This window comes from Azospirillum sp. OGB3 (genome assembly GCF_014192915.1).
In the GTDB taxonomy this organism is placed as follows: domain Bacteria; phylum Pseudomonadota; class Alphaproteobacteria; order Azospirillales; family Azospirillaceae; genus Azospirillum.
Map to the genome: position 1 here is coordinate 519,093 of NZ_JACHYN010000001.1, position 12,764 is coordinate 531,856.

The following is a 12,764-nucleotide window of genomic DNA, read 5'->3' on the forward strand; positions in this document are numbered from 1 at the left end:
GGACGCCGGTTGCGCCTGCCTCCAATAATCCCAATATGTGTAGGGGTGGACCTTGCAACATTGATCTACGTCAACGACCGGTCTTACCGGTGCCTGCCATCGTTCACCGTCCTTCACGCGGTCGGACGGGCATGGACGAAAGCTTCATCGCGAAACCTCTCGGTCAGCGTCAGATCGACCAGGCCTATCCGCTGGTGCGGGCCATCTTCCCGGACTTGCCGGTGGAGCAATGGCGCGCATTTGCCGCAGCACTTATCGGGCCGGTTGATACCCCCGCGACGCCGTCGGGCATCATGACCGTGCAGAACGCACGGGGGTACCTCCATGGACTTTTCTCATACGCTATTGCGGAGCATCTTCGCCACGGCCGAATTCTGGCCGTGGAGAATTTCGTCGTGCTCGACCTGTTCGACATGACGGGCCCGGCGGAGACTTTGCTGCGCTCCATGGATCGTCTGGCGCGCAGCCACGGATGCACGGCGATCCACACGTCCCTGCCGGAATTGCTGGCCGGGGCGGCCGGGTCGCGCGGGTCTTTGCTGACCTGCTTTCACCAGGACGGGCACCGCACCGAAACCTTGCGGCTGTGCAAGGCGATGGACGGCGCCAACGACAACCGCGCGCATCGGTCGCAGGCGGAAAGCCCGCTCGGCATCCCGTAAGCCGCGCCGGAACGGGCCGGCACCCCGCCCCATCCCGCGACTCCACCCTCCGTTTCCCACGACTCCGGCGACGTGACCGTTTGCTCGGCGCACGCGAGCGGCTAGGATGCGGCCATCATGACCGACACCCCCACCACCCCCGTCAAATACCGGGCGATCCATCTGCAGGCCGGCCGCCAGCGGCGCGTCCTGCACGGCCACCCCTGGGTCTATTCCAACGAAGTCCAGATGGACACGGCGGCCAAGGCCATCCCGGCGGGCAGCCCGGTGCGCCTGCTGGACCCCGGCGGAAAGCCGCTGGGCATCGCCACCTTCAACCCGCACACCCTGATCGCCGCGCGGATGCTCTCCGGCGACCCGGCGACGGTGGTCGACCACGCCTTCCTCGCCGGGCGGCTGAGGCGCGCGGTGGCGATGCGCGAGGCGCTGTTCGACCGGCCCTACTACCGCGTCGTGCACGCGGAGGCCGACGGGCTGCCCGGGTTGATCGTCGACCGCTACGGCGACGTGGTGACGGTGCAGGCCAACAGCGTCTTCATGGACCAGCGCATCGACGCCATCCTGGCCGCCATCGACGAGGTGCTGGCGCCGCGCGCGGTCATCCTGCGCAACGACAGCACCCAGCGCGCGCTGGAGGGGCTGCCGGAGGAAAGCCGGCTGGTGAAGGGCGAGATCGACGGCCCGATCCGGCTGGAGGAGAACGGCGCCACCTTCTTCGCCGACCCGCTGGGCGGGCAGAAGACCGGCTGGTTCTACGACCAGCGCGACAACCGCGCCTTCATCGCCAAACTGGCGAAGGGCAAGCGGGCCATCGACTTCTTCAGCTACAACGGCGGCTTCGGCGTGCTCTGCGCCGTCGAGGGCGCGTCGTCGGTGGTGTCGGTCGACCGCTCGCAGGGGGCGCTGGACAACGCCACCCGCGCGGCGGAGGCCAACGGGGTGGCCGACCGCTTCGAGGCGCGCCGCGCCGACGCCTTCAACGAGCTGGAGCGGCTGAACGCCGAGGGCGAAATGTTCGAGGTCGTCATCGCCGACCCGCCGGCCTTCGTGAAGTCCAAGAAGGACCTCGCCGTCGGCTGCCGCGCCTACCGCAAGATGACCCGTCTGGCGGCGAAGATCACGGCGCCGGGCGGCTTCCTGCTCTGCGCGTCGTGCAGCCACAACGTCGACCCGCCGACCTTCGCCGAGCAGGTCGCGCGCGGCCTGCACGACGCCGGGCGGACCGGGCGCATCCTGCGCAGCGCCGGGGCCGGGCCGGACCATCCGGTGCACCCGCATCTGCCGGAGTCGGCCTATCTCAAGGCCATCGTGATGCAGTTGGACTGAGGGCCAGCCGCCGCGAGGGCGCGACGATGTCGATGATCGTCGCGCCCTCGTGGTTCCCCTTCGCGGACCCTACGGGCGGCTGAACACCCCGACGACCTCGACGTGGGCGGACCACAGGAATTGGTCCACGGGGTAAACGCGGCTCAACACATACCCGCCGTCCACCAGCGTCCGGGCGTCGCGGGCGAAGGTCGCGGGGTTGCAAGACACCGCCACCACGCGCGGCACCTTCGACCCGGCCAGCGCCTGCGCCTGGGCGGCGGCCCCGGCGCGCGGCGGATCGAAGACCACGGCGTCGAACCGGGCCAACTCCTTCGCCGTCAGCGGGTTCTCGAACAGGTCGCGCCGCTCCGTGGTCAGGCGCAGCGCCCCCACCGCCTTGTTCAGCGCGGCCAGCGCCGGGGCGTCCCCCTCCACCGCATGCACCGCCGCCCGCTGGGCCAGCGGAACCGCGAAGGTGCCCAGCCCGGCGAACAGGTCGGCCACCCGCTTCGGCTCCCCGATGTTGGCGAGGACGGCGGCGACCAGGGCGGCCTCCCCCTCGGCGCTCGCCTGGAGGAAGGCGCCGGGCGGCGGGGTCACCGGCAGGCCGGCGAAGGACACCGCCACCGGGCGGCGGTGGGCGATGGGCTCCGATGTGCCACGCTCGTCCGCCTGCCAGGAGATGCGGGCCACACCCTCCGCCTCGCCGAAGGCCACCAGCCGCTCCCGCGCCGCGCGGTCCAGGCTGCGCGGACCGACCAGCACGAGGTCGATCCCGCCCTCCAGGTCGGTGGCGATCACGTCGCAGCCGCCGCCGTCCGGCAGAACCGACAGCAGCAGCCCGCGCAGCGGCTCCACCAGCGCGAACAGGCCGGGCCGCAGCACCGGACACTCCGTCAGATCGGTCAGCCGGTGGCTCATCCGTTCGTTGAAGCCGAGCCAGACGCGGCGTCCCCGCTTCAGCGCGGCGAAGCGGGCGCGGCGGCGGGCGGCCGGCGGCGTCTGCGACAGCGGCTCCAGAGGCGTGTCGCCCAGCCCGACGCGGGCCAGCGCGCCCTGCACCAGCCCGACCTTCCAGGCGGCGTAGGCGGCGTCCTCCATATGCTGGAGCGTGCAGCCGCCGCAGGTTCCGAAATGGGAACAGGGCGGTGCCGCGCGGCCGGGGCCGGGCTCCAGGATGTCCAGCAGGTCGGCGCGCAGGCCGTCTCCCTTGGCGTTGGCGGCCTCCTTCACGGCCACCCGCACCCGGTCGCCGGGAACGGTCAGCGGCACGAAGAGCTTGGCATCCTCAAAGCTGGCGATGCCGTCGCCGCGCGCGCCGACCTCGGTGACAATCACTTCGGCGACACGGGGGGCAACACGGGGGGCGGTTCGGGGTTCGCCGTTGCGGGGGGACGGGCGGTGTTTGGGGGCGGGTCGTTTCACGCGGTCACTCTCAGGACGGCCATCATGCCGGTCTCCTGATGCTCCAGAACATGGCAGTGGAGCATCCAGTCGCCGGCCTCTTCGGCCACGAAGGCGATCTCGGCCGTTTCACGGGGGCCGAGCAGGACGGTGTCGCGCCACTCGCGGTGCTCGGCCGGCCGGCCGTTGCGCGAGAGGACGCGGAAGGGAAAACCGTGCAGGTGCATGGGGTGCCACCAGCCGGTCTCGTTGACGAAGGCCGTCACCTGCGTTTGACCGCGTTTGACCGTGATGAGCGGTTCCAGGTGATGATGCCCCATAGAGGCCACGCCGTTCAGCGCCCAGAAGGGGCCGCGCGGTCCGGCGCTCTTCGGCATGGCGCCGTGCATCCCGCCGTCCAGCACCACGTCCTGGCGGACGGGGCCGGCAAGGTCGGGCTCGGGCAGCGGGTTGGCGGCCAGCGCGATCGGGGAGTCCAGCGGCGAGTCGCGCAAGGGCGCCTCGCCGCTGTAGGTCAGCCGGGTCAGCCGGTAGGCCATGCGCGGATAGAAGCCGTCGACCACGTCGAACCCCTCGCCCGGCCTGCCTTCCATGTCGATCACGAGGTCGGCGCGCTGGCCGGGCGCCAGCACGACCTTGCCGTCCGGCGGGGCGTGCGGAGTCACCGGCTGACCGTCGAGCGCAATCACCCGCGGCGCGTGCCCCTGGAAGTCGAGCGCGAAGACGCGGGCGTTCGCCGCGTTGATCAGGCGCAGGCGGACGCGCTCCCCGGCGCGGACCGGCACGCTGTCCCGCACCGCGCCGTTGATGGTGACGGTGTTGCCGAGGCGCCCGGCGTGGGTGGCGTCCATGGGATGGCCGAAACCGCCGGCCAGCTCTGCCTCCTTTGTCAGACGCCAGTCGCCGAGCAGCCAGAGCAGGTCGCGGTCGACGCGGATCGGCTCGCGCTCCTCCACGATGAAGGCGCCGGTCAGGCCGTGGGCCACCTGCACGCCGCTGTTGACGTGCGGGTGGTACCAGAAGGTGCCGGCGTCCTTCAGCGGGAATTCATAGTCGAACCGCCCACCCGCCGGCACCGGCGGCAGCGACGGACCGGGCACCCCGTCCATGGCGTTGGGAACGCGCAGGCCGTGCCAGTGGATGGTCGTCGGCTCCGGCAGGCCGTTGGCGAAGGCGATGCGCGCGGTGTCGCCCTGGCGGAAGCGCAGCTCCGGCCCGGGAATCCGCCCGTCATAGGCCCAGACCGCCGTGTCGGGAAAGCCCGCCCCCGCCAGAGTGGCGCGGGCCGGACCGGCCGACAGGCGGACCGCCGTCCCCTCCCCCACCGCCGCGCGGGCCGCGCGCGGCAGCAGGCCGGCCCCGGCCAGCAGGGCGGAGCCGGTCAGCAGGGCACGGCGGGTCAGCGGGGGAAAGGGCGGCACGGCGTCCTCACACGTAGCGGGCCAGGGCGTCGCGCAGGTCGGCCGGCACCGGGGTCGGGCGGTGGCTGTCCTTGTCGACGATGACGCAGACGGCCTCCTGCACGGCGATGCAGCGGTCGCCCTCGAAGATCGCCGCCCCCAGCACGACGGAGGTGTTGCCGACCTTGGCCACCCGCGCGCCGACGCGGATGTCCGCCGGGAACCGCAGCTCCGCCTTGTAGTCGATGACGCTGCGCGCCAGCACCACGGTCCAGGGGGACTCGTCGCGGAAACCGCCGCAATCATGGACCAGCAGCACGCGAATCTGTTCGAAATAAACGCCGATCGCGTTGTTGTTGACGTGGCCGAGCGCGTCGAGGTCGGCGAAGCGCACATGCTCCCCGGTCCAGAAACGGTAGAGATCAGGGCGGGTCGGATCGGTCATGGTCGCCTGTCGGATGGTGGTTCCGGCCGAATGTGGCCGGTGCGACGGGCCGGGGCAAGCCCGGGCATGACGGTCATTCCCCGCACCGTCCCGATTTGCCGCGCCAACCCGGGCGGGCCGGTGTTATAGGAGTCGCACCATAACACCCGCAACGGACCGCAAGATGAGCAAGGACAGCACCAACCAGACGGCCGAGGCCCTCTTCGAGAAGGCCCTGTCGGTCGCCGAGAAGCATCTCGAGGCGGCGATCAAGGAAGGCGGGGTCCTCGGCCCCTACATCGCCGTCGCCATGATCGAGGCCGCCGTGAACACCGCCGTGGACGAGACCAGCCACGAGGACGTCATCGACATGCTGCGCGATCTGGCCGCCCAGATCGAAGCGGATGCGGACGAAAGCGAAGAATAAGGTCTGCCGCCGTCACGCGGGGTCCGGCTGCCGGCGCGCTTCGCGCCGGCGCAGGATTTCGTAGACGACGGCGCCCAGGATGGTCAGCGCGATCAGGATCAGCGACAGCGCGTTGACCGCGGGCGTCAGGCCCGTCCGCACCTTCGAGGCGATGTAGACCGTCAGCGTGGTGTCCAGGCCACGGACGAACAGCGTCGTGTTGTAGTTCTCGAAGCTCTGCAGGAAGGCCAGGAAGGACGCCGACAGGATGGCCGGCGTCAGATACGGCAGCGTGATCCGCCGGAACACCTGCCCGTGGGTGGCGCCCAGATCCAGCGCCGCCTCCTCCAGCGTCTGGTCGAACCGTTGCAGCCGCGCCAGGAACAGCAGCATCGCGTAGGCCGCGATGAAGCTGGACTGCGCCAGGATGGTCAGGAACAGGCCGCCGGTCACCCCGAACCACTCCCGCCAGAAGACCAGCGTGGAGATGCCGACGATCACCCCCGGCGTCAGCAGCGGCGACACCATCACGGCGTAGAGGAAGGTCCGCGCCCGGCTGTGCAGCCGGTCGAGCAGGAGCGCCGCCGCCAACCCCAGCGGCACCGCCACGGCGATCACCCCTGCCCCGACCAGCAGGCTGGTGCCCAGCGCCTGCCACATGCGCTGGTCGGCCCACAGGGCGCCGAACCATTGCAGCGTGAAGCCCATCCAGGGGGTGACGGTCGGGAAGCGGCTGCTGTTGAAGGTCGCCGCCGCCATGATTCCCAGCGGCAGGAACAGATAGCCGAAGAACAGGACCAGATAGGCCCCCGTGACCCAGCGGCGGAAGCTTGCGGCGGTCATTTGGCGATGTCCGTGAGGCCGACGCGGAACAGCCGCATCATCAGCAGGATGAAGGCGACGCACAGGATCAGCAGGATGAAGGCGTAGGCCGCCCCCTGGTTCCAGTTCCCGCCCTCGAAGAACCAGTTGTAGATGACCTCGGTGAACCAGCGGCTCTGCGGCCCGCCCAGCAGGGCCGGCACGGCGTAGCTGCCCGCCGCCAGCATGAAGGTCATGATGCAGCCGACCGCGATGCCCGGCTTGGCGTGGGGGATGACGATGCGGCGATGGATGCGCAGCCACCCCGCCCCCAGGTCGCGCGCCGCCTCGATCTGGTTGCGGTCCAGCGACTCCATGGCGTTCATGATCGGGAACACCATGAAGAGGATGTAGACGTAGACCATCCCGATGATCACCCCGGCATCCCCGCCGAGCAGGCGCTGCGGCTCCGAAAAAAGGCCGAGCCCGACCAGGAGCGCGTTCAGCGGCCCGTTGAAGGCCAGGATGATGTACCAGGCGAAGGTGCGCAGCAGCTCGTTGATCCAGAAGGGCACGACGAGCATCAGCACGAGCAGGGGCAGGCGCCGCCGCGGCGCCACCTGAGCCATGTAGAAGGCCACCGGGTAGCAGACGGCCAGGGTGACGGCGGTGACGAGGCTGCTCGCCCAGATCGTCTTCAGGAAGATCGCCAGATGGATCTGGTTGGTCCACAGCGTCGCGTAGTTGCGCAGCGTGTAGACGTCCTCCGGCCCGCCGGCCTTGCTGGGCGGCAGCGAGGGGCGGAAGGAGAAATCCACCATCAGCAATTGCGGCAGCACGACGAGCAGCAGCAGCCACACGGCCACCGCCAGCAGGATCGCCGCGGTCAGAACCGGACCGTACCGGCGCAGCACGCCGCCCATGACCACTCCCCCCACCCGCCGAGATTCAGAGCCGAAATTCTAGGATCGAAAGCCTCTCACGTCCCCGGGCCGGAGCGCAAGCGAGGCCATGCCCCGTCCAATAACCACAACTTTATTGCCTTTTTTCGAGGCTTGGACTGTGCCCATAGTGGGGGCATGCGTGCATGGCGGACATCCGGTGCGATGAGGGAGGCAACAGCGTGGGTCGCCGCGCTGGTGCTGGTCTTCCACGCCCTGGTCATGGCCACCCACGTCCCGGCGCCATTGGCCAGGGTGCTGGCGGAGTCGGCGCAGCTCGCCATGGCGGGGTCCATCTGCCATTCCGGCGCCGCACCGGACGCCTCTGCCGCGCCGCACGCCGACCATGGCCCCGTCCCCGACGGCACGCCGGGCCACGTCACCTACTGCCCGATCTGCCTGTCGCTGGGCGGCGGGTCCCTGCTGGGTCCGGCCGCGGCGCCGGCCCCGCTGCCGCCGGCCGGACTTGCGCTGGCCGCCGTTCCGCTGCCCGCGGACGACGAGGCCGGAGCCGACCGCGCCCCGCGCGCCTTCTCCGCCCGGGCGCCTCCGGTGGGTGTCTGAACCGACGTTCCTCGCAGACACACGCATCCACAGGCGCGCACCTGCGGCTGAACGGCCTTTTTCCGACACGCGACCGCTTCTCTTTGCGTCTCCCCGTCGTCGCTGACGGTTGCCCCCACCCCGGCCCTCCCCCGCTGTCGCAGGGGAGGGCCGGGGTGGGGGCCGCTGCGGGAACGGAGACGCCGTCGATCGGAACCAGGCCCTACGGCCACATCCGGTGCCTGCGCACACACCGGAGAGTTCCCATGATCCGCAACACCCGCGGCGCCCTGCTGGCCGCCACCGTCCTCGCTTGCCTGCCCCTGTCCGCCGCCCTCGCCCACACCACGCTGGAAACCAAGCAGGCCCCCGCCGCCAGCACCTACAAGGGCGTGCTGCGCGTCGGCCATGGCTGCGGCGCCTCCCCCACCATCGCCCTGCGCGTGCAGATCCCGGAGGGGGTCATCGCGGTGAAGCCGATGCCCAAGCCCGGCTGGACCCTGACGACCAAGGAGGGCCAATACGCCAAGGCCTATGATTACTACGGCGAGTCGCTGAGCAAGGGCGTCACCGAGATCGCCTGGACCGGCGGCTCGCTGCCCGACGCCCATTACGACGAGTTCGTCTTCCGCGCCCGCCTGCCCGACGCCGCCCCCGGCACCGTGATCTATTTCCCCGTGGTGCAGGAGTGCGAGACGGGCGTGCACCGCTGGATCGAAATCCCGGAACCGGGCAAGACCGACCACGACTACAAGGAGCCGGCCCCCGGCGTCACCCTGACCGCCAAGCCGTAAGGGAAGGGGAAACGCATGCGCCGGCTGGTCGTGGGGTGGATCGCCGCCCTGATGCTGCTGTCCCTGTCCGCGCCGGTCTTGGCGCATGCCGTGCTGGTCGAAAGCGCCCCGGAGGACGGGGCGCGGCTGGACAGCCCGCCCGCCGAGGCCGTGCTGCGCTTCAACGAGCCGGTGCGGCCAGTGTCGGTGACGCTGATCGGCCCCGGCGGGGTGACGCTTCCCCTGCCCGCCCCGGCCGCCGGGGACGGGGCGCTGCGCGTCGCGCTGCCCGGCGGGCTGGCGGTGGGGACGCACATCCTCAGCTACCGCGTCAGCTCGGCGGACGGCCATCCGGTCGCCGGATCGCTCCTGTTCGGGATCGGTGCGGAACCGGAACGACCGGTGGAGTTGGGTGGGGCGACACCGCCGGCCACGCTGCTGGCCGCCGCCGCGGTCCGGGCGCTCCATTACGGAAGCCTGCTCGCCGCAGTGGGCGGCGGGCTGTTCCTGGTGCTGGTGGCGGGGCGGTGGAGTCCGCTGAACCGCCGCCTGCGCCCCGGCCTGTGCCTGGGCGTCGGCGCCGCCGCCCTGGTGGCGCTGCTGAACGCCGGGCTGGCCGGCGCGGTTCTGGAAGGGGCGCCGCTGTCCGCCCTGGCCGGAGCCTCGCCCTGGATCGCCGGCCTGACCAGCACGGCGGGGCCGAGCGCCCTCCTCGCCCTGCTCAGCCTGATCGCCGTCGCCCTGGGGCTGGCGCTGGAGGAGCGGGGGACGGCGGGCCGCGTGCTGCTGGTCGCCGGGGCGGTCGGGGCGGCGCTGGCGCTGGCCATGACCGGACACGCCGCGACCGCGGAGCCGCGCTGGCTCAGCGTACCGCTGGTCGCCCTGCACGGTCTGGCGGTGGCCTTCTGGATCGGCAGCTTCTGGCCGCTGGCCATGCTGCTGCGGACGGAGCCACCGACGGAGTCGCTGCGGCTGGTCCGACGCTTCTCCGCCATCGCGGTTCCGGCGGTAGCGGTGCTTCTGCTCGCCGGGGCGGGGCTGAGCGTGTTGCAGATCGCCGACCCGCGCAGCATCCTGACCACCGCCTACGGCCAGATCTGGACCGGCAAGATCGTCTGCGCGCTGGCCCTGCTGGGGCTGGCCGCCGTCAACCGCTGGCGACTGACCCCACGGCTGGAGACCATGGGGGCCGAGGGAGCCGCCCGGCTGCGCGCCAGCGTCCACACCGAGATGGTGGTGGCGGCCCTGGTCGTGCTGTTCACCGCCGGGTTGGGCACCACCCCGCCGCCGCGCACCCAGGCCGCGCCGGTCTTCGCCGAGAAGCCGGCGGGCTTCAGCACCGCGGTCGTGGCGCGCGGGCGCATGGCCATCGTGACGGTGACCCCGGCGACGCCCGGAGCGAACCGCGTCGAGATGCGCCTGACGGGACCGGACGGTGCGCCGGTCGACGCGCTGGAGGCGTCGGCGGAGCTGGCCCTGCCCGCCGCCGGGATCGAGGGCATCACCCGCCCCCTGCCCAAGCTGGCGCCCGGCGTCTACGCGGCGGATGGCGTGATCCTGCCCGTGGCCGGGTCCTGGGCGGTGCGGCTGGACGCGCTGGTCAGCGACTTCGAGAAGGTGCCCTTCCGCGCAACCGTGCTTGTGGGCCGCTGAGCGGCGTCAGGCCGGCGCGTCCGGCAGAACCACGGCGTCCTCGGCCCGGAAGGCGATCCGGGCGGGCTCGCCGGGGGTCAGCGGCGGCTCGTCGCCGAGATGCGGCACCTGGACGGTGATGCCGCCCTCCAGGAAGGCGTTGATGAAGGCGCCCTCGAAATCGCGGTGGGTGACCCGCGCCTCCAGCGCGTTCTCCGCCCCCGCCCCCGCCGCCATGCGCTCCGGCCGGACGAACAGGGTGGCGCGGTCGCCGGGGGACAGGCGGCGCGGGTTGCGCCCGACCAGACGGCCGCGGGGCGTGTCCAGAGCGGCCATGCCCCCCGCCGACTCGGCGACGGTGCCGGCAAAGCGGTTGTTCTCCCCGACGAAGGAGGCGACGAAGGCGGTTTCCGGATGGTCGTAGATGGCCCGCCCGTCGCCCACCTGCTCCAGCACGCCCTTGGACATCACGCCGACCCGGTCGGACATGGTCAGCGCCTCGCCCTGATCGTGGGTGATGTAGATGAAAGTCACGCCGGTCCGCTTCTGCAGGTCGCGCAGCTCGGCGCGCATGTGCTGGCGCAGCTTGAGGTCCAGCGCCGACAGCGGCTCGTCCAGCAGCAGGACGGCGGGCTCCACGGCGAGCGCGCGGGCGATGGCGATGCGCTGGCGCTGGCCGCCGGACAGCTCCGTCACCTTCTTCTCCGCGGCGTCGGGCAGGGCGACGAGGTCGAGCAGCTTGCGCACCCGCCCCTGGCGCTCCGCCGAGGGCACGCCGCGCACCTCCAGCCCGAAGCCGATGTTCTCCGCCACCGTCATCAGCGGGAAGAGGGCGAGGTTCTGGAAGATCAGCGCGGTCGGCCGCTTGTTCGGGCCGATGCCGCGCATGTCCCGCCCGCCGATGCGGATGGCGCCCTCCGTCGGCTCCATGAAGCCGGAGACCATGCGCAGGATGGTCGTCTTGCCGCAGCCCGACGGGCCGAGGAAACTGAAGAATTCCCCCGCCCCGACCGTCAGCGACACGTCGCGGACGGCGGTGACGGAACCGAACCGCATGGTGACGGACTCGAGCTGGACGTCCTGACTCATAGGCACCTGATTTGATCGCTTGCCGCCAACCCCCTCACCCTCTCCCCAGGGGGGAGAGGGGACGATGGGAACGGGAGAGGGTCGCACTCACGCGGCCAGGAAACGGTCCTGGTACTCGTTGCGGATGGAGACGTACCAAGCCTCCTGGATCGGCCACCACCACAGCTTCTGCAGCGCGTCGCCCGGATAGGCGTCGGCGAAGAACTGCTTGTTCAGGTCGGACAGATGCGCCTCCGCCCCGACCGCCGTGCTGGAAATGCCGGAATGGTTGGTGTAGAGGGCGCCCGCCTCCGGCGTGTAGAACCAGTTGATCCAGGCGTAGGCCTGCTCCAGGTTCGCCGCCTTGGCCGGGATCGCGAAGCCCTCCATCCAGGCGAGCGCGCCTTCCTTGGGCGCCAGGAAGCGAACCGGCAGCCCCTCCTTGCGCAGGGCGACGGCGGACGAATCCCAGGTCTGGCCGATGACGCAGCCGTTGGTGCGGAAGGCGCCCTGGGCCTCGTTCTCGTTCGACCAGAACTGGCCGATGGCCTTCTTGTTGGCCGCGGCGACCTGGAGGATCGCGTCGAAGTTGGCGCGCGCCTTCGCCTCGTCCTTGAACTGGTCGCGGATCGGGTGGGGCAGCTTGCCCTGGCCTTCCAGCCACAGACCGATGCCGATCAGGCCGGAATGGCCGCGCACCGTCACCTTGCCGGCGTGCTCCGGCTTCCACAGGTCGCCATAGCTGGCGGTGCCGTAGGTCAGCGGCGCCTTGGCCTGATCGTAGGCGATGGCCTCGGTCCCCCAGTCGGCGGGCGCGAAGAAGCGCTTGCCGCCGACCACGCCGCCCATGGCGGCGGAGCCCTCGACCGCCGACTTCAGGCAGCCGTCCCACTTGACCTTCGATTCGTCCAGCGGCTGGACCAGCTCGAACTCCACATAGTTCGGCACGCGGTCCACCGTGGGGTGGATGATGTCGAAGCCGGCGCCGCCCGTGGCCTTGAGTTGGTTCAGCAGCTCGTCGTTGGTGCCGTATTCGGTCAGGCTGGCCTTGATGCCGGTCTTCTTCTCGAAGTCGGCCAGCATGTCCGGGCTGATGTAGCCGGCCCAGGAGAAGATCTTGACGCTGCCCGACGCGGCGCGGCCCTCGCGCAGGATGAAGGGGCCGACCGCGGCGACGCCCGCGGCGGCGGCGGTCCCCTGGAGCAGCAGGCGGCGGGTGAAGCCCTTGGCGGCGCGCTGCGTCTCGGCGCTGGAGCGCTGTTCCAGGCTGGTGGTTTCCGGAACCTTGGTCATGGCACCTGCTCTCCCCTTTTCTTATTGGCCCGAAATCGTGCCGGCCATGCCGATCGCGAGGCCGGTCGCGGGGCCGGTCCAGCCGGACTCCGCCGCAGCGGCAACTGTG

Annotated in this window: 13 protein-coding genes; 6 read left to right on the forward strand and 7 right to left on the reverse strand. The window is 71.1% G+C overall.

Translation table 11 applies throughout. The features are described 5' to 3' along the window. The first annotated feature begins 131 nt into the window (after positions 1-131). Both FHW79_RS02450 and FHW79_RS02455 read left to right on the forward strand, forming a co-directional pair. Positions 132-662, forward strand: coding sequence for a hypothetical protein (locus FHW79_RS02450; RefSeq protein WP_094301479.1), 531 nt, complete (start codon positions 132-134; stop codon positions 660-662). A 117-nt stretch (positions 663-779) separates the two neighbouring features. After that, a complete protein-coding gene (locus FHW79_RS02455; RefSeq protein ID WP_183177487.1) occupies positions 780-1,988 on the forward strand; it encodes a class I SAM-dependent rRNA methyltransferase in 1,209 nt (402 codons plus the stop codon). 69 nt (positions 1,989-2,057) lie between these two features. On the opposite strand, the gene FHW79_RS02460 is transcribed toward FHW79_RS02455, so the two are convergent. From FHW79_RS02460 to FHW79_RS02470, 3 genes are all read right to left on the reverse strand, one after another. Then, positions 2,058-3,308 carry a class I SAM-dependent RNA methyltransferase gene (locus tag FHW79_RS02460; protein WP_348984025.1) on the reverse strand — a complete coding sequence of 417 codons (1,251 nt, stop codon included), beginning with the start codon at positions 3,306-3,308 and terminating at the stop codon, positions 2,058-2,060. Between the two features lie 83 nt (positions 3,309-3,391). Beyond that, the gene (locus tag FHW79_RS02465; protein WP_183177489.1) at positions 3,392-4,795 is read right to left on the reverse strand and encodes a multicopper oxidase family protein; all 1,404 of its coding nucleotides are present in this window, start codon (positions 4,793-4,795) and stop codon (positions 3,392-3,394) included. Between the two features lie 7 nt (positions 4,796-4,802). Beyond that, positions 4,803-5,219, reverse strand: a complete 417-nt coding sequence (locus FHW79_RS02470; RefSeq protein WP_183177490.1) for a thioesterase family protein — start codon at positions 5,217-5,219, stop codon at positions 4,803-4,805. Positions 5,220-5,382: 163 nt separating this feature from the next. On the opposite strand from FHW79_RS02470, the gene FHW79_RS02475 reads away from it, so the two are divergent. Continuing rightward, positions 5,383-5,625, forward strand: a complete 243-nt coding sequence (locus tag FHW79_RS02475) for a hypothetical protein (RefSeq protein WP_035670021.1) — start codon at positions 5,383-5,385, stop codon at positions 5,623-5,625. 12 nt (positions 5,626-5,637) lie between these two features. Here the strand turns inward: FHW79_RS02475 and FHW79_RS02480 are convergent, their stop codons facing one another. Together FHW79_RS02480 and FHW79_RS02485 are read right to left on the reverse strand one after the other, a co-directional pair. Then, the gene (locus FHW79_RS02480) at positions 5,638-6,447 is read right to left on the reverse strand and encodes an ABC transporter permease (protein WP_035670025.1); all 810 of its coding nucleotides are present in this window, start codon (positions 6,445-6,447) and stop codon (positions 5,638-5,640) included. Beyond that, positions 6,444-7,328 carry an ABC transporter permease gene (locus tag FHW79_RS02485; RefSeq protein ID WP_145675894.1) on the reverse strand — a complete coding sequence of 295 codons (885 nt, stop codon included), beginning with the start codon at positions 7,326-7,328 and terminating at the stop codon, positions 6,444-6,446. The genes FHW79_RS02480 and FHW79_RS02485 overlap by 4 nt, the downstream gene beginning before the upstream one ends. Positions 7,329-7,511: 183 nt before the next feature. Between FHW79_RS02485 and FHW79_RS02490 the strand changes: the two genes are divergently transcribed. The 3 genes from FHW79_RS02490 (at position 7,512) to FHW79_RS02500 (ending at position 10,315) form a co-directional block, all read left to right on the forward strand. Next, positions 7,512-7,910, forward strand: a complete 399-nt coding sequence (locus FHW79_RS02490; protein WP_183177491.1) for a DUF2946 family protein — start codon at positions 7,512-7,514, stop codon at positions 7,908-7,910. A gap of 245 nt (positions 7,911-8,155) precedes the next feature. Then, positions 8,156-8,683 (forward strand): YcnI family protein, encoded by a 528-nt coding sequence (locus FHW79_RS02495; protein ID WP_183177492.1) that lies wholly within the window; start codon positions 8,156-8,158, stop codon positions 8,681-8,683. Between the two features lie 15 nt (positions 8,684-8,698). Continuing rightward, positions 8,699-10,315, forward strand: a complete 1,617-nt coding sequence (locus FHW79_RS02500) for a CopD family protein (RefSeq protein ID WP_183177493.1) — start codon at positions 8,699-8,701, stop codon at positions 10,313-10,315. Between the two features lie 6 nt (positions 10,316-10,321). Here FHW79_RS02500 and FHW79_RS02505 read toward each other — a convergent pair whose 3' ends face one another. Both FHW79_RS02505 and FHW79_RS02510 read right to left on the reverse strand, forming a co-directional pair. Then, on the reverse strand, positions 10,322-11,383 hold the full coding sequence (locus FHW79_RS02505; RefSeq protein WP_183177494.1) for an ABC transporter ATP-binding protein: 1,062 nt from the start codon (positions 11,381-11,383) through the stop codon (positions 10,322-10,324). Between the two features lie 87 nt (positions 11,384-11,470). Then, positions 11,471-12,655 (reverse strand): extracellular solute-binding protein, encoded by a 1,185-nt coding sequence (locus tag FHW79_RS02510; RefSeq protein WP_183177495.1) that lies wholly within the window; start codon positions 12,653-12,655, stop codon positions 11,471-11,473. Between the last annotated feature and the right edge of the window lie 109 nt (positions 12,656-12,764).

Coding starts and splice junctions, on each gene's coding strand:
- FHW79_RS02450 (WP_094301479.1), top strand. CDS start 132: ATGGACGAAAGCTTCATCGCGAAACCTCTCGGTCAGCGTCAGATCGAC.
- FHW79_RS02480 (WP_035670025.1), bottom strand. CDS start 6,447: ATGACCGCCGCAAGCTTCCGCCGCTGGGTCACGGGGGCCTATCTGGTC.
- FHW79_RS02455 (WP_183177487.1), top strand. CDS start 780: ATGACCGACACCCCCACCACCCCCGTCAAATACCGGGCGATCCATCTG.
- FHW79_RS02475 (WP_035670021.1), top strand. CDS start 5,383: ATGAGCAAGGACAGCACCAACCAGACGGCCGAGGCCCTCTTCGAGAAG.
- FHW79_RS02490 (WP_183177491.1), top strand. CDS start 7,512: ATGAGGGAGGCAACAGCGTGGGTCGCCGCGCTGGTGCTGGTCTTCCAC.
- FHW79_RS02485 (WP_145675894.1), bottom strand. CDS start 7,328: ATGGGCGGCGTGCTGCGCCGGTACGGTCCGGTTCTGACCGCGGCGATC.
- FHW79_RS02500 (WP_183177493.1), top strand. CDS start 8,699: ATGCGCCGGCTGGTCGTGGGGTGGATCGCCGCCCTGATGCTGCTGTCC.
- FHW79_RS02495 (WP_183177492.1), top strand. CDS start 8,156: ATGATCCGCAACACCCGCGGCGCCCTGCTGGCCGCCACCGTCCTCGCT.
- FHW79_RS02470 (WP_183177490.1), bottom strand. CDS start 5,219: ATGACCGATCCGACCCGCCCTGATCTCTACCGTTTCTGGACCGGGGAG.
- FHW79_RS02505 (WP_183177494.1), bottom strand. CDS start 11,383: ATGAGTCAGGACGTCCAGCTCGAGTCCGTCACCATGCGGTTCGGTTCC.
- FHW79_RS02510 (WP_183177495.1), bottom strand. CDS start 12,655: ATGACCAAGGTTCCGGAAACCACCAGCCTGGAACAGCGCTCCAGCGCC.